Here is a 22,905-nt window from a genome sequence, read left to right as displayed (position 1 = left end):
AGAAGAACATGCTATTATTTTTTCAATTGACCGTGTGGTTATTGCTAGGTGCCCTTGCTGTATATGTATTTGCCGTATGGCGTTTTGAACAAAAAGTAAAAGAAAAGATGTTTGCCATTCGAAAAACGTGGTATTGGATTTATGTAGCTGGTGCTGTTGTGTACTGGACAAATGACCCTTCTTCAATCTTCACCGATTGGATGCACTACTTGATTATTGCTGTTTTTTTTGCATTAACCGATGCATTCATCTTTCTCAGCTCCTATATTAAAAAACTCGGAAATCACGAACTAGAAACCGACACCCACCAACTCCTAGAACAAAATAACGATCTACTTCATTCTTACCTCAACAAACTAAAAACGTACCAATACCTATTGAAAAACGAACCGATCCATGTATATTATGGAAGTGTAGAGGCATATATAGAGGGAATTGAACGGCTCATTTATTCTTTTGCCGACAAGATGAATATTCAAGCGGTTCTTTGTCCATACGATACGCAGGAACAAAAAGATGACCTGCTGCGGACACTTGACCAGCGAGCTCTTATTCAGGCGAAGCTTGACAGGCAGGAAGTCTATTACGATGATTTCGGCAAATTGGTGCTCATCCCGTTTTCTGTAGCAGATGATCACTTCGTCATTAAGCTTACCTCTGATGACATTGTCACTGAGTTCGACTATTTATTAATGACGTCACTTACAACAATTTATGACCTAATCTTGCCTGATGAAGAGGAAGGTGATGAAGATGGACCACGCACTTCAAGGGGATAACAACAATCGCAAGAAAAACCCTTTTAAGATTTTAAAGAAAAAGCAACATATCAGTATGGCGGATTACAAGGTAAGCCCCCATACAGAGCGTATTTTTAAAAAGAATGAACAGCTATTGGATGAGTATAAAAATAAAAGGGCTTGATTACACTAAAGGACGCGGAACAAAATCCGCGTCCTGCTTCCATTTTTACATAGACTTGCATACAATAATCTATACGTTGCAACGATTGAGGTGCCAATAAATGAAAAAGAAAATCAAACAATTGAGATATGTTCAGTTTGCTGAATATAAGTCGTCGCCTTATATGCGTCGATTAAATGAGCAAAGTGAAGCAGTCATCCAATCATACAAACAGAAACACTCACTTACTTAACAGCTTCAGAAGTTTTTCCTTCGTTTTAGGTCCGTATACTCCATCACTTGTCAGACCATTTACCAGCTGAAAACGCGCTACGGCGTTCGCCGTTTTTTCTCCGTAAACTCCGTCTATTCCTTTATTTGCAGCTGATTTATCAGGATAAAAATAAACAGCAGCAAGCGCCTGTTGGACGAGGCGTACGTGCTCTCCCTTTGTCAATGGAGACGTCACCTTTAAAACCCCATCTGGCAGCTCATACGTGCTCTTTGCATCGTTACGATAAATTTTGAGAACCTGTCCAATTTGAATCTTATTCGGATCACTAATGTCATTCCACTTCTGTAAATCTTGAACTGTGACCCCATGAGCTTTCGCAATACTCGTTAACGTATCTCCGCTTTTCACGACATACGTGATGACCGGCTCCGGATCTTCTGCCGTTTCAATCCCTTTTTTAAATTCATCCCATGTAGAAAGAAGCTGGCGTGGACATGCTTTTCCAGACCAGTACTGATGTGTGACCACGTTTGCTAGCGGAATGTGATGTTCTTTTAATAGCTTTTGAATAAGCCATTGTGCATGTTTGACCGCTTGCTGAAAATTTCCATCTTCATTCTCACAAATTTCAATTCCGATCGACTTCCGGTTACCATTCCCATGTCCATCCCCTGCATGCCAGCCATTTTCATTTAACGGCAGATGCTGAAAGATTTCATGATCATCCACTGTAAAATGCCAGCTCACCTCTGTCGTTGGGCGTTTTACATAGGCCGCATGACTTTTCGCATCCGCTCCCTTTGACGTGTTTGCTGTGTTATGCACCGTCACATACTCCGGTGTCATCGCATATCCTGGGCGGTTTCCGTTTCCAACTGGAATAAAATCTTGATAAATTTGTACCATGTTCTGCACTCCCTTTTGCTAGATTGAATTGATCTTTCTCATCAATCGGTGGCGTTCGTAAGACAATACTTGTTTGTTTTCATGAGAAGACTATGGTAAAATTTGAATTCAATCACTCTTTTTAGTAGTGGAAAGTGCAAAAATACAGAAAAAAACAGGAATTACTTCCATTTTTCCTTGAATTTATGTTAAAATTGTTAAAAATAAGCCGATATAAAAAGTAAGTAATAGTTCAATTAGCTATTTAGTCCTATATGGACTTTTCTTTTACGCCAAAAATAGAACATACGTTTGTATGGAGGTTTTTTAAATGACTGGTTTTTTAACCCATTTAGAAGAAGATATTAAGCGGTTATATGCTCAATTACAAATAAGCGGTCCTGCTTATAGAGAGATGCAAAGGATCGCTTCTGAATTTCATGTATGGGTCCACTACGAGGAGACTGGCAGCATGATGATCCAACATCAAGGTCTTTACAGTATTATATTAAACAGATCCCTATCACCTGAAGAACAATGGCAGGATTTTGCCCACGAGCTTTGTCATGTGCTAAAGCATACAGGCAATCATTTCAAAATGAACAAACTTTTTCGAGAACTGCAGGAGTTTCAGGCAAAACAATTCATGTATCACTTTTGTGTTCCAACCTTTATGCTGCTGCAAATGAAGCTTCCAACCCTTCGGCAGCAAGCCATTTTGCATATTGCTCAAACGTTTCACGTCACCAGAGCTTTTGCTGAAAAGCGGCTTGCCTTATTCGAACAGCGAAAAGCAGGCATTCGCTTTCAACAGGAGTTTACGTCTTATTTAATGAAAGCAGAAAGGGTCGCAGAAAAAGAAGCCGTTTATCAAACGTAAATACTCGGACATAAAACGATAAAAGTTTATTCATAAAGAGCTAATACTTGTTTGAGTACATTTGTGTACCGGTAAAATTGTTCAGTTTGTGTATCACGCCGATAGCGACGCCTAAAGTCTTGAAAAAATGCTCTTCTTTGCGCCTGACTAATTTCAAGTTGTACACTTTTTCCCGTCAGACATTGGTTATTAATATTATCAGGATGTGTTCCAGAAAAACGATCAGATTCAGATAGCAGCAATGCGTGAAAGCCATTTAGCGTTAAACGTTTCACAGTTTCTGCCGCTCTTTCTCTGTCCGTACCTCCCACTAACGTTTGAAGCACCTCTGTTTCTCCGTAGCCATGGAGTGCAAACGTATAATGATGGTTATGCACATAAGAAAGGCAAACCGGCTCATCAAAACGTGTACTTGTAATATGAAGAACATGATTGCCTTTTACTTTAAGGCCTTCAAATAAATACATAGAATAATCACTAGCTATTTCATGAATGAGCTCACTCACGCCGGATTCAATTCCTCCGGCATGAGGCGACAAAACCAGAAGCTGGTCACCTTTCCGCTCGTGAAGAATTCGATAATCAATTCCTATTCTTTCATGAGCGGAAAGCTCTTCATAACTTTGATACGTATCGATGATTTGTCTCATGTCATCTGCCCCATTTCTCTATATGAGCATAAGTCTACTGATCCCTTATTCTTTTGTAAAGAGGTTTCGAATCAAATACACCACTTGAATTCTTCCTTAAATTTTCCTTACATTTACGGCTTTCTGTTGAATTTTGAGAAAAAATGACCGATAATTGAAATGAATAGAACTTTTGGACTATATGAATCTTTTTGTATTCTCTCTCATAAATTAGAAATATTGTGATCTACATCTGGAGGAATTTTTCATGTTAAAAAAGAAAACCACCCTCATCCTTATCATCTTACTCCTTAGCTTCGCTGGCATTATTTATTGGAAATGCTTCTCTCTTCAAGGCGTGTCTCACGGAACATTCATCCGCTCGATGTCATCACCTGACGGAATGTACATCATCAACACCTATCAGCATAGCGGAGGAAAGCTAAAGGAAAACGCAGTTAGAGCAGAAATTGAAAACAAACTGACCCACCGTAAGAAGACGATTTACTGGAAATACCCAGACAAAGACCCTCTCATCAAATGGAAAAACGGACAGCTTGTTCAAATTGGACATGAGTTTTTAAATGTGGTGAAGGGCGACACGTATGATTATCGCTTTGATCAGAACAAGAGAAAATAGCGCATCAAAAAAACGAATCCCTCTTGGATTCGTTTTTTACGTTGACATCACATGCTGCATGAATTCTTTCATTTCTTTACTTACGATCGTCAATCGTTCCACAATTTCGCTAAACTCTGTTACAAGTAAAGCCTGTTCCGATGAAGAACCTTTCATGTGGTCCATACTTTCAAGTAATGTATGTATATTGGAGGAAATTCCTTGTAATGAGCTTTCGATGTTTCCTGTTGCACGTGAAGTTTCACTTGAAAGCTTTTGAACCTCACTTGCTACAACACTAAAACCAGCTCCCTCTTTTCCTGCCCTGGCCGCTTCAATTGACGCATTCAATCCTAGCAAACTCGTTTGTTTCGAGATGCCTTTAATCATTTTTGTAATATCGGCTGTTTGTTTCGAGCTTTCAAGTGTTTGCTGATATGACTTGGGAAGGCGTCGAATTAAAAGGAGAAACAGCCATCCCCCATTTGACGTTCGTACAAGGATTCTTAAATCGCTACGTACAATACGCCATAGTAACAAAACAGCCTGAACGTCTTGAAGCGTATCACCGGATGCATTCTTTCTTAACAGAATCGAAAGACATCATCAACTTAGAACAGCTGCATGTCATGATTCAAGCCGACACTTCTGGAGAAACTGCTGAATGGTGGAGTCAGTGGGATAAAGAGGATGATGAAAGCAATCGAGCTTTTTTCCATGAAGCGGTTCCTGACTTTCGTTTGCAGCACCTGCTTTCATTAGATTGAAACAAAAAAAGCCCCTTAGTGGGGCTTTTTCATTAACGTAATAATTGAAGAACGTTTTGCGGCTGTTGGTTTGCTTGAGCTAGCATCGCTTGAGACGCTTGAGAAAGAATGTTGTTCTTTGTGAACTCACTCATTTCTTTCGCCATGTCCACGTCACGAATACGAGACTCAGCAGCTGTTAAGTTTTCAGCAGAAGCACCAAGGTTGTTGATTGTGTGCTCTAGACGGTTTTGTACAGCACCAAGTTTAGAACGCTGGTCTGAAACCTGTTTGATGGCTCCATCAATGATTGCTAATTGGTCGTTAAACCCACCTTCTTCATCTGCTGCAATTTCGGCGAAATCAGTTACTTTAATAGTAGAAACTGTTTTATCCTCAACTCCAAGTTTATCAGCAGACATTGCTTCAATATGAACTGACAATTGCTGCGCACCGTTAGCTCCAATTTGGAAAGTAAGTTTTTTCGGTTCTCCGTCTTCTGGTTCAGCAGCAAAAGTTCCATCAAGAAGTTTCTTTCCGTTGAATTCAGTACGGTCAGAAATACCGTTCTTATCCGTACCGTTCCCAATTTCCTGAACTAGTGCATCAATTTCCTCTTGAATTGCACCAAGGTCTGTTTCATCTTGTGTACCAGTGTTTCCAGCTTGAACGACTAGTTCACGTACACGTTGAAGGATTGAGTGAGTTTCAGTCAATGCACCCTCAGCTGTTTGAATAAGAGAGATACCGTCTTGAGCATTTTTCGTCGCCATTTCTAATCCGCGGATCTGACCACGCATTTTTTCAGAGATGGCAAGACCTGCTGCATCATCTCCTGCACGGTTAATTTTAAGACCAGAAGAAAGCTTCTCCATGTTCTTTTGCCCTGCTCCATTGTTTGCAGACAAACGGTTCAGTGTGTTAAGTGCTGCGATATTGTGGTTAATTCTCATGTTTAATGACCTCCATGTGTTTGAACCAATTAGACATCCTTGTCCAAAAGTTCTAAATTAGAATTTTTTTGTAAGCCTTACAATCCATTTATCGAACTTTAATGGAATTTGTTTAACAAAAAAGGAACAAATAAGGAATAAGTCTCATTCACTATGATCATTTCGCTAGAGTATGCCAAATTTAAAGGTCATTTTTCATGATTTATCAGAGGGATTTAAGAATCATAAGACTGGAGGAAATTTGGAGAAAAAACAACATAAAAAAAAGCCCCATAAAGGGGCCTGTCATTAACGTAGTAATTGAAGTACGTTTTGTGGCTGTTGGTTCGCTTGTGCAAGCATTGCTTGAGACGCTTGAGAAAGAATGTTGTTCTTAGTGAACTCACTCATTTCTTTCGCCATGTCAACGTCACGGATACGAGACTCAGCAGCTGTTAAGTTTTCACCAGAAGCACCAAGGTTGTTGATTGTGTGCTCTAGACGGTTTTGGACCGCACCAAGTTTAGAACGTTGGTTAGATACTTGTTTGATAGCTCCATCAACGATATCTAATTGGTCATCAAAAGAAAGTGCGCCAGTAGCAGTCGGATCAGCAAATTGGGTTACATCGATGTTAGCAACTGCATGGTCTGCTTTAAGAGTTCCGTCAGCTTCTAATGCACCAAGTGCTGTAGAAGACATTGCTTCGATGTTCACATCTAATTTTTGTGCTTTATTTGCACCGATTTGGAAAGTTAATGATTTTGGTGTAGCAGCAGTTGCGCTGAAAGAACCGTCAAGTAGTTTCTTTCCGTTAAATTCTGTACGGTCAGAGATACCGTTTTTGCCAGAACCGTCACCAATTTCTTCAACTAGGTTAGCGATTTCTTCTTGGATAGCACCAAGGTCTGTACCATCTTGTGTACCAGTGTTTCCAGCTTGAACTACAAGCTCACGTACACGTTGAAGGATTGAGTGAGTTTCAGTCAATGCACCTTCAGCTGTTTGGATAAGTGAGATACCGTCTTGTGCGTTTTTAGTAGCCATTTCTAATCCGCGGATTTGTCCACGCATTTTTTCAGAGATTGCAAGACCTGCTGCGTCATCTCCTGCACGGTTGATTTTAAGACCAGAAGAAAGTTTCTCCATGTTCTTTTGGCTCGCACCGTTGTTTGCAGACAAACGGTTCAATGTGTTAAGTGCTGCGATATTGTGGTTAATTCTCATTTCCTATTACCTCCATGTATGTGGGACCTGACAGACGTCCTTGTCTGAAAAAAGTCCTTTATTCTAGGGCTTATCAACCCTGACAATTCTATTATCGGATGTTGTTATAGGATGTTTAGCAGATTTTTAAAAAAATATCGCATTTTTCTCATGACGTTAATCCTAATTTTAACAATCCTATAAAAACAAAAGCTGCTGATCTATCATCAGCAGCTTTACAATTTTATGAATATCAGTATTGCTTGATATCAAACATTAAGATATTTTGGTACACCACGTAATCTTTCTTACTAGTGAATGGTTCTTTATTATGTTCATCATTGATTTCATAGAAGTTCATACCAATTCCAAAGCTTCTCTCTTTATACCAGTTTAGAAAATCGTTGATTTCTTTCATTGAGAGCAAATAATCCTTTTGCAGCCCGTTTATCATGGTAATTGAAAGTATACCTTTTGTTGCTTCTTCACCAGGTTTTGTTCCGTCTTGATCCTTCGGTTCTTCTGTTGATCCATCCCCAGGCTTAGTCCCGTCCTGATCTTTCGGTTCTTCTGTTGACCCATCACCAGGTTTTGTTCCGTCTTGGTCTTTTGGATCTTCTGTTGTGCCATCATCTGGCTTTGTTCCGTCTTGATCCTTTGGGTCTTCTGCTGTCCCATCATCCGGCTTTGTTTCATCTTCAGTCACTTGTAAGTCTTTTAATGAAATAGAAATCACTGATCTGTAATCACTTTTTACAGAAAGATGTCTCATATGATACGAGTAGTCACGTCCGCCAATGACATATAATTGTTCATCAACAATTGCTGCAACAGCTGATGCTCTTCCTTCTGGCAATTCATAAGCTGAATTTTTAAAATGTCCATCTTCAGGGTTGAAAATTTGAACTTTCTTCATTATTTCACTTGAATCATCACCAGTCCGCTGTCCACCAATAACGAAGAATTTCCCATTATATGTTTCGTAGGCTGGTTCAAATACAGTTGAAGTTAAGTCACTATCTTTTAATTTACTCCATTTATCTGTTGAAATATCATACTGGAATAAAGATTTTTCTCTACTATGCCCAATCGAATTTTCTCCACCGGCAACATATATTTTGCCGTCAATTGCAGAAATGGCTCTCCCATTTCGAGATGGTAAAGCCGATGAGTTCAAGCTCTTCCATTCACCAGAGGCTGTATTGTATTGATAGACATTATTCTTATAAGAGTTTTTTGAAGATACAATATATATATCCTCTTTCACTGCAACTGCGTACAAAGTTCCTTTGTTATAAGTTGAAAATACAGGGTCTCTTGGAATTTGAATCGGTTCTTCTGCCCACTGATCAAGTTCTGTATCATATATATCAATCGTGTTATAAGCTGTTTTTGTCTCTTCGTTTATTCCACCTATTAGATATATTTTCTTACCTACTGTAGCATATGTACCGCCTGTTCTATTTCTCGGCATGCTCGTTTTTTCTTCCCAAACATCTTTCTTAGGGTCATACATAAATGTTTGATTATTTAACTTATTTTTTTCACTTGCTCCACCAAATAAATAAATCTTTCCATCTACCACTCCTACACCGGCATTAATACGTTCTTCTGGTAAATCAGCTCGTTTCGTCCATCCAGTTGATTTTGTTTCTGCATCTGCTTTAAATGGACTAAGGGTACTTATTAAAAGAAGTACCATGATAAATAGTAAAAATTTCTTTTTCATTTTTCTTCCCCCACATCATTATATTCCCTCCTTTTATCGATCCAATATTTGCAAAGTTTACAATTTAATGGTTTTTTAAATAAACTTTTTATAATAAAATCCTCATACATACATCACCGGTGTCGATATTTTAATAATCTTCCCGCCTCGACGATAAAATCTTGGGACGCGGCGGCTTAAGGTGGCGATGACTTCGTAGTTGATCGTATTGAGCATTTCGGCGATTTCATCGACAGAAATTTCTCCGCCCTTTTGACGACCGTAAATGACGACTTCCTCGCCTTGCTTTGCTTTCATTTCTCCTAAACTGATCATCGTCATATCCATTGTGACTCGGCCAGCAATCGGCATTCGTTTGCCGCGGAAAAGCATAAATCCCCGATTTGATAAAGCACGTGAGTACCCATCTGCGTAACCGATCGGTATGGTGGCAATGATTTCATCAGGTTTTGCTACATAAGTTGCACCATAGCTGACGGTCCTTGGCTCTGTCACCATTTCCTTCACGAACGCAATCCTTGCTTTTAAACTGAGAGCGGGCTCTAGCTGAACAGCGTCTAAGCTTTCAATGTATTGCGAGGGATACAGCCCATATAGCCCGATGCCCAGCCGAATCATATCGGCGCTAAATTCAGGGAACGCGATGGCAGCCGCTGTATTGTTCAAATGTACGGTCGGCAGCTTAATTCCTTGTTTTTTCAAAAACCGAAGAAAATCAATAAAAATGCTGTGCTGCAGCTGCGTGAAATCAGGGTCAGGCTCATCTGCTGTGGAGAAATGAGTAAAAATTCCGTCCCATCTAAGGTTTTTACTCTTTTCAAGGGCTTCCACCACTCCTAACAGCTCTTCCTTCGTTCGTACACCTAATCGCCCCATCCCTGTGTCGACATTGACATGAATCCCAAGCCGGCGCTGACTATCTTCTTCCGCTAAGATCTCATTTGCTTCAACAATCCAGTCTTCTCGAAGGCCGGAGAGGTCAATTCTCCAGGCCGCAGCCCTTTTCACACAATCTAGCGGGGTAAATCCAAGAACCAAAATCGGCGCTTCAATTTTTGCTCTTCGCAATACAATGCCTTCCTCCAAACTAGCAACTGCGAGCTCCGTCGCACCGCTTTCCAGTGCCTGCCGCGCTACCTCCACTGAACCGTGTCCATAAGCATTCGCCTTCACGACAGCCATGATCTTACTTTTCCTCGGAATATGCGCTTGAATGGCCCCGATATTTCTTTTAATCGCGTCAAGGTTGACTTCGATCCAGACTTCCCTGCAAAGCTTTTGCATTTATGTTTCCTCCTCATCACATGAGTCATTTCAATATCAATGCTCGTTTTCGTGTCTAGTCTATCTTTATTCATTTTTGAGAAAAACATTCAACTACAATGACTGGACCTGCTTTGTCTTGTTGCACATAAAAAAAGAAACCACATCAACTGTGATTTCTTCTCTATGAGCGATGATATTCAATTTCATCCGCAGATTTCATCATTGCATCAATATCATGATAAATCTCCTGCAAATTTTCCCGTTCAGTTAAGTATTGAGCATTGCTCTTACGAACAGGCACATCAAATTGCAGGAAGTTGATTGTAATCGTGGATGATTCTTGGTCATTCATTGTTAACCTTAATTCAAGCGTCGAGACCTCTTCTTTATCATCACTCTCAGCTGAATAATCAATCGGCACACCATCTTCTAATATCTCAACTTGTTTCAAATCTTTCAAGGAAAGCTCAGTGACTGCAAATCTATATTTTCTAGATGACCCGCCAGGTTGATGTTCAATAAAGCGCATTTTCTTTAACTCATCATCAATCGCAAATCCCTTATCAACTTGCTCTGAAAAGATATATGTAGATGCCTGAAATCCATCTTCGTGAAAAAACATCATCATCTTATCTAATAATATGTTGGGATCATTCTGTTCTTTTCGTCTTTGTAATCTACCGGCTATGAATAAAATGACCAGTCCTCCGATGATGCTGAGAGCCGTCCCCAGTCCATTTCCTACTTCTACGAAAACAGTAAAACCTAAAATAGCAATCATAAAAGCAATGACAATGCCTATGATGAATATCACACAATGCTCCTCCTATCATGACCCTTCATTTATGGTTTAGCCTTAGTATAGCATTTGAAGCAACAAGTCCTAGATGATTTAACCATAAAAACAGACCATAAAGGTCTGTTTTCATTGACGTTCGATAAATTGTCTAAAAGATAGGCAGTAAGAATTCACACACCTTATCTTCGCCTTCCTCTTCTCTATATCGCTCTATAGTAGGTGCCTGACGCATGTTCAATTGATTGTTCTGAATATAGTCAGGTAATTGACTCCAAAACAAATTCACTTTTTCAGATGTATGCCTCATTGTAAAAACAGCATACTTTCCCCCTTCAAAATGACCAGTCTGAACCATTTGATCATTAGAGAAATCTCTATTTGTCATGATCATGAGGTCATATCTGCATTTTTCAGGTAAAGTCCTTGCAGGATCATCTTGAGGAACACCGTATATGCCATGTTTCTTTAATTCATCATTTAATTGATGTTGGTTGATCCATATTTTAAAATGCTTCATCATCTCTATATTCTTTTTGCTTCCATATGGTCCTATATTTCTCATATACACCATCTTCATATTGCTTAATATTTCAATTTTGCAATTCATGATTTCCCTCCAACTCTTATTGGAAGATTGGCCAATCATTCCTTACATACAACGGTAACATCCTTTAAAATATAATACAGCAGGTGATTAAAAATAATTGAATGTATGATGGAAAAACATAATAAGATTTCAATCTTTTAAAACAAAAAAGAACGGACATTGTCCGCCTAGTTGCTTTTTCTGAAGACTTAACATTGAGAAAAGCGACAATTAAATAAAAAAAGCCATTGAACAGGCTTTTTAAGTTTAAGCAAAATAACCGATACTTGATGTATGTCCTCTTTGGGCTTCATTATGGATATCGTTTGATGAAACATAACTAAAAGCACCTAACACACTGACAATTATTAATACGGTTGCTACTGACTTAAATTTCATAAAGACAGTCTCCCCTTTTAATTTGGTGTTGGAAATATAGAATCTTCTCATAAAATTCGTTTGAGCGTTCTATATCTCCTGCTTTATTATAATGCTTCACTGCATCTTTCGCTAAATCTTCAAGATTTGCAAAAAAAGACTTTGATTCCAAATAAGCCATTGACTCTTTTATACGATTTTCATTGTTATCAATATAAAGTGATCTCAACATAACGAATGTATTGATAAAAATATCATCCTTTAATTTTTCAGCTAATTCAAGTCCATAGTTTAATGCATATAAACCTAAATCTCTCTGATCATTTTTAAAATATGATTTTGTCAACATGACCATCGGATCAAGAATTTTATTTAAATGCTCATATCCCTGTTCTTTAAACGAATGAATAGATTCATTAAAATATTTAATTGCAGTTGAAAGATCATTGTTATGAAAATAACTCAACCCTAAATTATAAAGTGCTGATCCTTTTAATCGTTTTGTTGAGTTGTCGGCGGCTTTTTCTAGTGCGTGTTGAAAATGGGGTATTGCTTTTTCGGGGCAGCCCATATCTATATAGTTTAATCCAATGACAAAAGAACATTGGATTTCTCTTACTGTGTATGTATCTTTTTCTCGATAACATTCTATTGCCTGTGCGATATGGTGCATCGACATATGGGTTTGTTTCATGTGGTAATAGATTTCTGCCATCTTGTAATTGAACTCGGCACGTTCAATATCGTCGCTGACAAGAGACAGCTTTTTTTCTGCCCGCTTATAGAAGGTAATCGCATTGAGGTATTCGTAGTTTTCAAATTCGTACATGCCGTAGAAAAAATTGAAGTAATACTCGAGCAATCCTGTTAATTTCTCTTGATCCCTTTTGATCTTCATTGCGAGTTCCCTAAAGTTCGCCCGCTCTTTCCCATTTTCTAAAGGATTCAAATAATCAAGCATTAATTTATGTCTGAACTCCATAAGTGAGAAATACAATAATAAATCCTGATTCTCTTCCATATGATCAAGCATTGATTTGATTTCTTCTTTATATGCCTCGGCGTCCGGTACGTTAAATCTTTGAATATGATAATACCATTCATTGATTTTCAAGCCGACGTGAGAAGAAAGCACTTTCTCCATCCGTCCTTACCCCTCCCTCTATTTTCCCTATAATGACATATATTATCATTTTGTGAATCGTCCGACACCGAAAAGAAACCGCAAAAATAAGAAAAAAAGCTCCTGTAAAGAAGCCATGTGAGTGATCGTAATTTTGATAAGAAGGAATAACTGGGCTCGAATCAGCGCCCCCTGTTCTCTCTAAAATAAGATGATACAATCAAGTTTAGTTCTAACGAAATATGTACATCGTATATCCTTCACGTCATACTTGTTTTAATCGTTTCCATTTACGAATTTGAGTACGGAAATTTTTAAAAGGAGCAACGGTATTCACATGAATAAATTTATAAACTGGCCAAACAGCCTTTGCTGTCGCATCATCCGCCCATTTTCGTTGATGAGGTTCAAACACTTCTTCTTCACTCATACGATCCAACATATCACAAATAGTTAAAACATTCTGTTTGAGCTGAGCTCTTAATGCGACTAGTGATTGGCAGGCATACTTCTCATTAAAAAGAGAATATAATGTGCCAAGCTGATTCCATTTATAACCTTCTGCTGGCGTATGGACAACCTTTCCTTCAGTTTCGTGTTGCTCCCATTGAAGCAGCAGGGTTGTCCAACCAACTTGATAGGCCAAATTTTCTGCAGGAGTTCGGCTTACATCCTCTATTCGATCATCTTTCATTTCTTCTCGAATCATATTGAATTCTTCATCGTATTGATTGTACGTCTTCATGATTGCTTGCTTTAAAATGTCTTTCGACTCATAGGTTGTCATATTATTCACCTCTAGTTCTTTTTGTGCAAATTTTTCTCGGAACATATCTTGCAAAAGTACAAAAAAATTCACTGGAGCTCACGATACTGAATTATTCTATCGTCTTCTGTTTTACAGTCTCTATTATAATCAAACTCTTAATCGAGCAAAAAAGCAATAGCATTTCTGGTTAAATGAAAGTATCACTGGTGTTTACTCCTAAAACAACAAAAGAGAGACAATACTTGCCTCCTTTAGGTGACTCTATTATTTTGTGAAATATTCCATTATTGCGCAAACTCAATAAAGAAAAGCTATAAAAGCGGCTGCGAAAAATGAAGACATTCCTTACGTTCCATCATAAACAAGCACCCAGTATCTCTCCCAAGGCTCCCCTTCTTAAGCAATAAAACCTCCCCGTTTTGATTGAAATGTGAAGCTGCATGATTTAACTCGACACTTCTTCCTCTTTTCTACCTAATTTCATTGATAACTGAACGCCAATCATCAATGAGACAATGACGAGCATTGCAACAATGGAAGCTTGAAAATGTCCGCTTAGATCGAAAACCAAGCCAATGAAAAACGGACCAAACCCGCCCATGATGTATCCGCCCATCTGCGACATAGCGGACCATGTACCAGCCTCCTCCGGTGTACGCGTCTCAATAATGGGCAGCATAAGTGCTAAGGGAAATAATCCACCTGCCCCAATCCCTAGAAAAATGACGGCTGGCAAAATAGGCATTGGAAGTAGAAGGAAAATAAGGCCGATCAGCTCTGACACGCTGCATAAAATCAGAAATAATTTCGGTTTTCCTAAGCGAGTGACGACTCCTGGAACGAGTAGTGCCACCGGAATCTGAATCAGTGTAAATATCGTCAGCAGCATGGCGGCATACTGTGGACTATTTCCAAAACTAAGGGCGATGGGTGAAATCCATGCTGTTAACGAATAGAACATGCTGGACATAAAGCCAAAGAACAAGGTGAATTGAATGGCTTTTTTGTTTCGCAGCGGCAGCCTTAGCGGCAAGGCCGTATGATCAGCCTGTTGTTTTTTCCGAGCCAGCCCTAGCCATAAGATTAATGCGATCATCCCTAAAACCGCCCAGCAAGACAAGGCGAGCGGAAGGTTATGCTCACTGCGAAGATATATCGGAATGGTGAAGCCAGAAGCAAGTGCTGCCCCAATCGTCATCGAAATAGAATAGACACTCACAATCCCCGGGCTTTTCGGAAAATACTTTTTGATAAAACTAGACAATAAAGGTCCTGCAAAGCTAATCCCAACGCCTCCTGCAAATGCAGTGATGAGAAGGACGGCAACCGTTTGACTCGTCCCACGTAGTCCAGTAGCGATTGTGATGAGAAGAATCGAGAAAAAAAGCGTTCTCTCTAAACCAAAACGGCGGCTTAGTTTAGTTGCTACAGGTGCAAACACCCCCATGCACAAGACCGGTAAAGTGGTTAGAAGACTTGCTGTCAGCGCACTGACTCCAAGGTCTGTTTGGATCATGCTCATCATAGAAGCCACGGACGTAATGATTGGGCGCAAGTTTAATGCAGCTAAAAATAAAGCGGCTAAATAAAATATTTTTTTCATCAATGCTCTTCTTCCTCTCTCATCTTGTTGAAGTTACTTTGAGTATAAATCTGCCGCATTCATTGATCAATACAATAATTCGTATTATGATGATAGTAAAAAACTATTATTTATGAAAGGATGACAAATGGATACTCGTCATATTACATATTTCATGGCTGTATTCGACCATTTACATTTCACAAAAGCTGCTGAGCAATTAGGGATATCACAGCCTACATTAAGCCAGCAGATCCGGCTGCTTGAAGCTGAAGTTGGGATGCCGCTCTTTGATCGAATCGGTAAAAAAGTCGTTGCAACTGAAGCGGGTTCTCTGCTTTATCAATATGGTATGAAAATGCTTCAAGCTGAAAGAGATGCGAAAAATGCGATGAAAGAACTGTTATCTGAAAAACGAGGAAACGTTCGACTTGCAGTACTCCCCTCCGATCTTGACTTTCAGCTTGTTCCGCTATTTGTAGAATTTAAAACACTTTATCCTGAAACCAATCTGAAAGCATATTCAACGATCTACGTTCGTGAAGAAGTACTGTCGCATAAAGTGGATCTCGGCATCGGGCTGCGAGGGCCTGCGGATAAGCGTCTCGTTCAAATTCCACTTGGAAGTGAGCCCTACGAATTATTTGTTCATTCAGAAAGTGATCTAGCCCAAAAGAGTGAAGTGACATTGGAAGAGCTGATGCAGCATGCTTTGGTCATGTATCCGAAGGGATATCTAGGAAGGGATTTAGTAGATGACGTATGTAAAGAACAGGGTGTTGAACTAGACACTGTCATGGAGGTTGGGTCCGCATCTTCATTATTGCAGCTGGTTGAAGCCGGCATCGGTGCAACCATTCAGCCGCGAGGATTGCTGCAATACCATTCGACGTGGCCCAATATTGTTTCGATTCCTATTGCTGATCCGGCACCTGTTCGTCACTTGGAATTAACTTATTATGCAGATCGATTTGTCAGTAAAGCACAGCAGCAGCTATCTGAATGGCTGATAGACTTTTTCAAATCAAAAACAAACTAAAAAATGAGGGTAAAACATGAAGAATGCAAACAGCATATTCACAAGGACACACCGGGTTGTTATTCGCCAATTTCAATCAGAGTGGGCCGCTAAGCGCCATTAAAAGACGCTTTTGATAAACCTTCTATATACATATAGAACTTTTCTATAACGATCACCATGCTTTCTTTTTTTATAATAGAAAAAAAAGAAATGTGGTGGCGTATATGTCTATAACGATCGGAATTATGGGCGGGATGGGTCCTTTAGCAACGATAGATCTGATGAAAAAAATCATTTCACATACTCCAGCGATAAAAGATCAGGATCATCTCCATGTGATTGCTGATAATTATCCTCAAATCCCTGATAGAACCAATGCCATATTTGGGAAAGGCGAAGATCCTACAGATGATATGATTGCATCAGCTAAGAGATTAGAACGTGCAGGAGCGGACTTTATTCTCATTGCATGCAATACCGCTCACTTCTTTTTAGAAAACGTACGACATTCCACTCATATCCCTATCATGAATATGCCATTAGAAACCGCAAATTACCTGAACAAACATCACTATACATCTGTGGGCTTACTATGTACTGATGGAACATTAAAAACCCAGCTCTATCAAAAGGCTTGTGCTCATCACAATATTGACGTCATGACTCCTAGTGAAAATCTTCAGAAAAACGTTATGAATGGGATATATGCGGTGAAAGCAGGAAAATTAAGTAAAGGCGAAAGTGAATTGGCGTTAGCTGCAGAAATTTTAATCAATCAAGGGGCAGAAGCCATCATAGCCGGCTGTACAGAAATCCCCTTAGTCCTAAGGTCAACTAAAGATGTGAAAATGATTGACCCTACTGTCATTTTGGCGAAAGAAGCTGTAAAATTAGTGTATGAGCTTGAAAAGCTAAACATTTAAAGAACGCAACATAAGGGGATAAAATGAATATTGAGAATATAGAAGCGTTTATTTATGTATGCCAGCTAGGCAGTATCAATAAAGCTGCGGAAGTACTGTATTTAACCCAGCCTTCTGTTTCGGCACGTATTCAATCGTTAGAAAAAGAATTAGACCTGAAATTATTTGATAGGCAGAGAAATAAGCTGTCTCTGACGGAAAAAGGTGAACAGTTTTACCCGCATGCCAAAAAGATCCTCCATTCTTATCAAGAAGCAAAGCATAGTCTCAAACAAACGATGATCCCTTATGAATTGACGATTGGATGCGCATCCTCTATTTCCAATAATCTATTGCCTAACATATTGCCTGCCCTGAAAGAAAAATACGAAAACCTGAAAGTGAAAATTGTAACAGGACATTCAAAGGATGTTGTTCAAAAAGTCATCAACAATCAAGTGGACTTTGGGATTGTCAGGACTGAAACACATCCTCAAATTGAATCGATCCCTATTTTCAGTGATCCTATCGGGCTGTTCGTCCCAACTCATCACCCGCTTGCCAGCCTTGACAACATCAATATGAAAGAACTAGAAGAACAGCCTTTTATTTTCTTTGACTATGGGTCATTTGATTGGCTGATGCTCCACCGATTATTTCAAAAGAACAACATCACACCGAACATTTCCATTGAGGTTGATCATATGGAAACCGCAAAAAATTTAGTGCTGCAAGGAATGGGGCTATCGTTTCTACCTCATCATTGCGTTAGAAATGAGGTAGAACAAGGAACATTAAAACAAATTTCAATCGATCCATCCATCAATTTCAACATCAATATCGAGTTCATTTATAAAAAGGGAAAATCCAAATCAGTTTTCATTGATCAGCTCAAACAGTTTTTTCATGAATTAGATTAAAAAAAGCCCTTTTCAGGGCTTTTTTTGGATACGTTCTGATTGATTATCTTTCGTTTGCCAACATGTATGCTGCAGTTTCATGCATATCTTTCAATCCTGATCTCTGTGCGTACTCGGCCACAGTGATCGCACTTGTAGTCAGAAGCTCTTTTATATGTTCATCCATTCTTGACCAAGTTCTCCCGCCTGCTTTTTCATACGCATGGATAAGTTTTGTTAATCCTTCTTTCCCAAAGAGAAGTTGATGCGACAAAAAGTCTGCAGATACATCACCAACCCCCACTTCAGACCAATCAATAACACCCGTAACACATTGATTTTCATCAATCAGAATGTGGCCAGGATGTAAATCTCCATGCTTCACCCCCACGAAAGGCGGCCATAAAGAATCTTTAGCTAGCCATGCTTGCCAGCGCTCCCATAAACCGCTGTTAATGGTGTATTGCGATTTGACACGTTCCATTCGCTGTTTCATTGATGCTCTTAATTCATGAGCACTGAGCATCTCCACTCCGATCGTTTTAAAAGGCTGTTGATCTAAGGTATGTACATTCGCTAAAACTCTTCCTAATGATTCATAATAAGCTTGCGGTACATTCGTTTGATCAAAACTCCACACATAAGATTGCTGTTCCACATCAATACTAGCCGCCGGTACACCCTCTAATTGTTTATAAGCAATCAGACTTTCTGTAAAAATAGACCACTTAGGGACCTGAAAGTGAACCTGCTTACTAATGTGATCTAATGTCTTTTTTCTTGTAAGGCATGTTTCATTGATTCAGGTCTGCGAGGCATTCTTAATATCTATTGATCACCATGTAAATCTTCGACATGTGCGACACGGAAATCAACACCTTGTTCATTTATTTTATTCTCTAAAATTTCTAATCCGTGATGATTGGCTAACTGCTTTAATTCCAGTCTATTCATATTCATTCCTCCAATTGCTCATTTAGTCATGATCAATAGGCATCAAGAATATCATCACAAAAAACCACAAACAGGCTACTTTATGTGGTCAGAGTAAACAAAGCTAGACTTATGCCTTTCTTTGTATTATAAAAACATACAAAAAAGACTGAACGATTATCTGCCTGTCTTCTAGTGAAATTGCATACTTTCCCGCTGAAGATCATTAAAAATGTGCAGAATACCCCGTTTACTCCGTTTGATGAAAACAGAGCCTTTGAACATATGAAATTACTGATTGTTCAAAGTTTGCTGGCGTAATCTTCCTGCATGCATCATCTTTAACCATCCTCCTCTTTGTAATATAAAATAACTATACTTAATTTAAATATAACTTTCAATAAGATCACAAAAAGAGGGATTTAAAATCATCAAATACCCCACCCAATTACATAAAATGAAATAATTGTATTTATTCATGTTATGATATGGTTATTGATTCTTTTGTCTAATAATTTATTAAACTCAAATGTAGCTAAGTCATTTAAAAGGAGAATTGGTATGACTCATTTAGAATTCGCATTCGGCTTGCTTCCAGTCAGTATGATTATCGCCTCTTTTATCGTCACATTGATTGTACAAAAGGTTTATTTCATGCCAGTTGTGAGCTTTATCATTTTACTCATCCTGACATTTACACTTTTTAATGTCTCCTTCTTAGGCTGGGCAGTTGTTTACACTTTTGGCTCATTCATTGCTTCATATATAGCATTATTCATCATGAAAATTTTAAATAAAAAGAGGTCTTAAACTACATTTAAAAAGCCCTTTACAGGGGCTTTTCTTCTTTCACTATCGTTTTTTCACTGGATGAATGTCTTCTCCCAAAAAGGCGGTATTAGGCTCTCCACTCTTTTCTAGAAACTCAGCAATTTCTTGCAGCTCTTGATTGATACGGTCATTCCTTGGCATAACCGGGTTTAACAGAAAGATGGAGTGAATCGTTGTGGCTGCTTCATACAAGACATGTTGATCATTTATCTGTTGAATGCACTTTTTCATACGATCGAAAAACCATTCGATCTCTTCAATTTCTTCCATCGGATAATGTGCCATTTTGAAGAGATTCTGCTAACGAAGGTCCTGCCTCTCATATATGAGTTCAAGCTCTTCTTTACTGACGTACAAATCCGAAGATTCCTCCTCAATCTCTACTACTTCGACCATCGCATCTTCAGCTGTATATAACTTCTCAATAAAAACATCGAAAGTATCTGCCAGCTTAAAATCTACTTCCAGTTCTAAATCAAAATAGTAAATAGGAGGATGTTTCTTCGTTTCTCGATAATCCATTGCGATCCATGTATCTTCTTCTCCGCTGATGATCACAAGTCCCTCAGGCAGATCCAATTCATCACTTAACTGGGGACTATTCATGATGCCATCATCTTTGGCGATTCCTCTTAGATGGTCAAATTGAACATGATCCTCAGCCCATGAATTCGGCTGTTCAGTTGGAAAAGCATTACGAACTGTAAAGCCGCCATTCCATTCTAAAATGAGCTTTTGTATGTATCAGGTAAAGTGACTCCAAGTGTTCCCTCTGCTTCACGAATTTGTTCCTCATCTATGTTTTTTAACGTAAAAGGACTCTCTTCTTCTTTCTCCCAGAATGATTTCAAAGTGGGTGCCTCCTCGTATCTATTGAGATAAGTATAACATTGATCAACGATTCATTTGCTCATTTTATACACTTACTGTCACTTTGAAATTGATATAATAAATAGAAAGATCACAGGTTCATTTAACAGTGGACTCTCTATCATTATGTTAAAAACGAATCTAAGGAGCGACAAATGATGAAAAAGGTGTTTTTTCTTCTATTAGATGAGTATGCTGATTGGGAAGGTGCTTATTTGGCCTCTTCATTAAATCAAAAGGAAGATTGGTCAGTTTATACTATTTCTTTAGAGCAAATTGTTCGTTCAATAGGTGGCTTTAAAACAACTGTCGATTACATCATAGGATCAGAACCTGACCATTTTGATTTGCTCGTGATGATTGGTGGGAACTCCTGGGGTGATGACAGTAAAAAGCTTTTACATTTCGTTGAAAATACATTTCGTCAAAACATTCCGGTAGCGGCGATATGCGGAGCGGTGGATTATTTAGCAAAAAACGGATTGTTGAATCATCATAGCCATACGGGGAATTCTGCTGATTTATGGAGAGATGACGAACATTATGAACCGACCTGTGAGTTCATAGAGAAACAGGCGGTAAGAGATAAACAATTGGTCACCGCAAATGGAACTGCCCCGATTGAATTTACTAGTTTAACTTTAGAAATGATAGAATTTGATACTCCTGAGAACATTGAAAAAATAATATTTATGAATCGTTATGGTTTTTATGAATATTGTCATAAGTATGGAAATCTTTATGCTTAATAAAGGTAGAAGATATCTGTGAAGGTTTTATTATAGGCCTTGTTGTTTTAACATGTTTCCCAAAAAGAAAACAGACCTTCTTAAGGTCTGTTTTATTTTCATCTATACGTTTTGAGATGCTGTGTTTCGATCGATTTTTTGTGGAATGAAAATTGTATTTCTATTCGAATCTTCCATTGTTGTATTTCGATTTGATGCTGGTTTTATCGTACTAGATGCTTCATATACACCTGCACCTAGAAAGATTATAGAGCTTATAACAATCATTTTTTTAATACTCATAAAGACACTCTCCTTTTTGAATATTTTGTTGGGCTTGAAATGCCATCCTGTAATATTCTGTTGCTTTCTCAAACTTTCCTCTTTTTTCATGAATAACTGCAAGATTTTTAGTGAATTCTTCTACGAAAACAAACAACTGCTTTTCTTCAAATGTCTGAAGCATAGCTTGAATCTTATCCTCATCATTACTTTCATATGTAGTTCTTATAGAACGTATTAATAGAATTTCGTGCGGGTTCTCTTTATGAGAGATCAGTTTCAAAGCTTTATCCACTAATTTGGATGCTTCATCAGTTTCTCCTGTCTTATATAGCGCCCAACAAAGGTTAACATATATGACCGATTTTACATCGTCCATACCATCTTCTGATATTTCAAGGGACTCTCGATAATATTGGATAGCCTTTGCATAATCTTGTTTTTTTTCATAATTGTTTCCTATATTTAAAAGTACCTTGGCAATCAACCTTTTATCCGCTATTTTTTCAGCGATGGAACAGGCTTTATTCAGGTGTATTAATGATTTTTCATACTGCTTAAAATCATCATAATTTCCTGCTATTACAAATAAACATTGAACTTTTCTAATCTTGTATAACTCATACTGATCGTAAATTTCAAGTGCCTTAATAATGTGATGCATGGAAACATGGGTTTGTTTCATAATATAGTAGGCTTCAGCCACCTTGAAGTGAAACTCCGCTTGCTCAATATCATCTACAACCAGTGCGAGCTGCCTCTCAGCGATCTTGTAATATTGAATGGCCTGTACATATTCTTTTATACTGAACTCATACATGCCACGAAAAAATGCGTTATAATAATGCAGCATGCCGGATAATTTATGATTTGAATTTTCGATTTTATCCACTAGGTCTGTAATGGATAAAGACCGTTGCTCTGAAGGTTTGATATAATCAAGCATAAGCTGATGTCGAAAGCACATCAATTGATAATAAATGAGTAAATCTTGATCCTCTTCCATCCGTTCAATTTCTTTTTCTACTTCAGCTTTCAAAATCTCTGCATCAGGTACACTGAATTGCCGAATCATTTTATACCATTCATTTATTTTCACACCTACATGTGAAGAAAGAACTTTCTCCATCCCTTATTCCCCTTCCACTAAACTCCCTTATATTACATTTATT

General features: G+C 38.4%; 24 protein-coding genes and 2 pseudogenes. 10 read left to right on the top strand and 16 right to left on the bottom strand.

The annotated features are described in order from the left end of the window. Positions 1-8: 8 nt before the first annotated feature. A complete protein-coding gene (locus C6348_RS01745; RefSeq protein WP_003211137.1) occupies positions 9-779 on the top strand; it encodes a type II toxin-antitoxin system SpoIISA family toxin in 771 nt (256 codons plus the stop codon). Beyond that, positions 733-924: a type II toxin-antitoxin system SpoIISB family antitoxin gene (locus C6348_RS01740; protein ID WP_411265992.1), complete on the top strand. Its 192-nt coding sequence runs from the start codon at positions 733-735 to the stop codon at positions 922-924. Before C6348_RS01745 ends, C6348_RS01740 begins: the two co-directional genes overlap by 47 nt. 220 nt (positions 925-1,144) lie before the next feature. Here the strand turns inward: C6348_RS01740 and C6348_RS01735 are convergent, their stop codons facing one another. After that, entirely contained in the window at positions 1,145-2,044 is a 900-nt protein-coding gene (locus C6348_RS01735; RefSeq protein WP_106041635.1) for an N-acetylmuramoyl-L-alanine amidase, read from the bottom strand. Between the two features lie 310 nt (positions 2,045-2,354). On the opposite strand from C6348_RS01735, the gene C6348_RS01730 reads away from it, so the two are divergent. Then, on the top strand, positions 2,355-2,903 hold the full coding sequence (locus C6348_RS01730) for an ImmA/IrrE family metallo-endopeptidase (RefSeq protein ID WP_034663097.1): 549 nt from the start codon (positions 2,355-2,357) through the stop codon (positions 2,901-2,903). 26 nt (positions 2,904-2,929) lie between these two features. Here the strand turns inward: C6348_RS01730 and C6348_RS01725 are convergent, their stop codons facing one another. Further along, the gene (locus C6348_RS01725; protein WP_106041633.1) at positions 2,930-3,553 is read right to left on the bottom strand and encodes a poly-gamma-glutamate hydrolase family protein; all 624 of its coding nucleotides are present in this window, start codon (positions 3,551-3,553) and stop codon (positions 2,930-2,932) included. Positions 3,554-3,800: 247 nt separating this feature from the next. Between C6348_RS01725 and C6348_RS01720 the strand changes: the two genes are divergently transcribed. Next, positions 3,801-4,172, top strand: a complete 372-nt coding sequence (locus C6348_RS01720; RefSeq protein ID WP_034663103.1) for a DUF5412 domain-containing protein — start codon at positions 3,801-3,803, stop codon at positions 4,170-4,172. Between the two features lie 36 nt (positions 4,173-4,208). Here C6348_RS01720 and C6348_RS01715 read toward each other — a convergent pair whose 3' ends face one another. Then, entirely contained in the window at positions 4,209-4,541 is a 333-nt protein-coding gene (locus C6348_RS01715; RefSeq protein ID WP_262982718.1) for a methyl-accepting chemotaxis protein, read from the bottom strand. 47 nt (positions 4,542-4,588) lie between these two features. On the opposite strand from C6348_RS01715, the gene C6348_RS01710 reads away from it, so the two are divergent. Further along, a complete protein-coding gene (locus tag C6348_RS01710) occupies positions 4,589-4,918 on the top strand; it encodes a hypothetical protein (protein WP_223251534.1) in 330 nt (109 codons plus the stop codon). 32 nt (positions 4,919-4,950) lie between these two features. Here the strand turns inward: C6348_RS01710 and hag (C6348_RS01705) are convergent, their stop codons facing one another. From hag (C6348_RS01705) to C6348_RS01665, 9 genes are all read right to left on the bottom strand, one after another. Continuing rightward, positions 4,951-5,850: a flagellin Hag gene (gene hag / locus C6348_RS01705; protein WP_003211802.1), complete on the bottom strand. Its 900-nt coding sequence runs from the start codon at positions 5,848-5,850 to the stop codon at positions 4,951-4,953. A gap of 288 nt (positions 5,851-6,138) precedes the next feature. Continuing rightward, entirely contained in the window at positions 6,139-7,056 is a 918-nt protein-coding gene (hag, locus tag C6348_RS01700) for a flagellin Hag (RefSeq protein WP_106041630.1), read from the bottom strand. A 232-nt stretch (positions 7,057-7,288) separates the two neighbouring features. Continuing rightward, positions 7,289-8,764 carry a Kelch repeat-containing protein gene (locus C6348_RS01695; RefSeq protein ID WP_106041628.1) on the bottom strand — a complete coding sequence of 492 codons (1,476 nt, stop codon included), beginning with the start codon at positions 8,762-8,764 and terminating at the stop codon, positions 7,289-7,291. A 102-nt stretch (positions 8,765-8,866) separates the two neighbouring features. Next, positions 8,867-10,048 carry an alanine racemase gene (gene alr / locus C6348_RS01690; protein ID WP_066031012.1) on the bottom strand — a complete coding sequence of 394 codons (1,182 nt, stop codon included), beginning with the start codon at positions 10,046-10,048 and terminating at the stop codon, positions 8,867-8,869. 163 nt (positions 10,049-10,211) lie between these two features. After that, complete coding sequence (locus C6348_RS01685) at positions 10,212-10,844, bottom strand: hypothetical protein (protein WP_106041626.1); 633 nt, start codon at positions 10,842-10,844, stop codon at positions 10,212-10,214. Between the two features lie 133 nt (positions 10,845-10,977). Next, entirely contained in the window at positions 10,978-11,436 is a 459-nt protein-coding gene (locus C6348_RS01680) for an AraC family transcriptional regulator (protein ID WP_106041624.1), read from the bottom strand. 367 nt (positions 11,437-11,803) lie between these two features. Then, entirely contained in the window at positions 11,804-12,937 is a 1,134-nt protein-coding gene (locus C6348_RS01675) for a Rap family tetratricopeptide repeat protein (protein ID WP_106041622.1), read from the bottom strand. 244 nt (positions 12,938-13,181) lie between these two features. Beyond that, positions 13,182-13,703, bottom strand: coding sequence for a ClbS/DfsB family four-helix bundle protein (locus C6348_RS01670; protein ID WP_095285050.1), 522 nt, complete (start codon positions 13,701-13,703; stop codon positions 13,182-13,184). Positions 13,704-14,130: 427 nt separating this feature from the next. Then, on the bottom strand, positions 14,131-15,288 hold the full coding sequence (locus tag C6348_RS01665; RefSeq protein ID WP_095285031.1) for an MFS transporter: 1,158 nt from the start codon (positions 15,286-15,288) through the stop codon (positions 14,131-14,133). 127 nt (positions 15,289-15,415) lie between these two features. Between C6348_RS01665 and C6348_RS01660 the strand changes: the two genes are divergently transcribed. The 3 genes from C6348_RS01660 (at position 15,416) to C6348_RS01650 (ending at position 18,110) form a co-directional block, all read left to right on the top strand. Continuing rightward, positions 15,416-16,306, top strand: a complete 891-nt coding sequence (locus tag C6348_RS01660) for a LysR family transcriptional regulator (protein WP_106041620.1) — start codon at positions 15,416-15,418, stop codon at positions 16,304-16,306. A gap of 206 nt (positions 16,307-16,512) precedes the next feature. Beyond that, positions 16,513-17,211 carry a cysteate racemase gene (cuyB, locus tag C6348_RS01655; protein ID WP_034663141.1) on the top strand — a complete coding sequence of 233 codons (699 nt, stop codon included), beginning with the start codon at positions 16,513-16,515 and terminating at the stop codon, positions 17,209-17,211. 23 nt (positions 17,212-17,234) lie between these two features. Then, on the top strand, positions 17,235-18,110 hold the full coding sequence (locus C6348_RS01650) for a LysR family transcriptional regulator (protein WP_106041618.1): 876 nt from the start codon (positions 17,235-17,237) through the stop codon (positions 18,108-18,110). 43 nt (positions 18,111-18,153) lie between these two features. Here C6348_RS01650 and C6348_RS01645 read toward each other — a convergent pair. Further along, positions 18,154-19,043: pseudogene (locus C6348_RS01645) on the bottom strand (macrolide 2'-phosphotransferase). 540 nt (positions 19,044-19,583) lie between these two features. Between C6348_RS01645 and C6348_RS01640 the strand changes: the two are divergent. Next, the gene (locus C6348_RS01640) at positions 19,584-19,832 is read left to right on the top strand and encodes a DUF2651 family protein (RefSeq protein WP_003211793.1); all 249 of its coding nucleotides are present in this window, start codon (positions 19,584-19,586) and stop codon (positions 19,830-19,832) included. Positions 19,833-19,874: 42 nt separating this feature from the next. Here C6348_RS01640 and C6348_RS01635 read toward each other — a convergent pair. Continuing rightward, a pseudogene (locus C6348_RS01635) lies at positions 19,875-20,704 on the bottom strand (SMI1/KNR4 family protein). Positions 20,705-20,881: 177 nt separating this feature from the next. Between C6348_RS01635 and C6348_RS01630 the strand changes: the two are divergent. Then, positions 20,882-21,472, top strand: coding sequence for a type 1 glutamine amidotransferase family protein (locus C6348_RS01630; RefSeq protein WP_106041616.1), 591 nt, complete (start codon positions 20,882-20,884; stop codon positions 21,470-21,472). A 102-nt stretch (positions 21,473-21,574) separates the two neighbouring features. Here the strand turns inward: C6348_RS01630 and C6348_RS01625 are convergent, their stop codons facing one another. Together C6348_RS01625 and C6348_RS01620 are read right to left on the bottom strand one after the other, a co-directional pair. Continuing rightward, the gene (locus C6348_RS01625; protein ID WP_106041614.1) at positions 21,575-21,754 is read right to left on the bottom strand and encodes a RapH phosphatase inhibitor; all 180 of its coding nucleotides are present in this window, start codon (positions 21,752-21,754) and stop codon (positions 21,575-21,577) included. After that, a complete protein-coding gene (locus C6348_RS01620; RefSeq protein WP_106041612.1) occupies positions 21,744-22,862 on the bottom strand; it encodes a response regulator aspartate phosphatase in 1,119 nt (372 codons plus the stop codon). Before C6348_RS01620 ends, C6348_RS01625 begins: the two co-directional genes overlap by 11 nt. Positions 22,863-22,905: the final 43 nt, after the last annotated feature.

It is taken from the genome of Bacillus sp. YBWC18, assembly GCF_002998775.1.
In the GTDB taxonomy this organism is placed as follows: domain Bacteria; phylum Bacillota; class Bacilli; order Bacillales; family Bacillaceae; genus Bacillus.
Note: the sequence above shows the minus strand (reverse complement) of the source record. Positions and strands in the feature narration are given on the sequence as shown.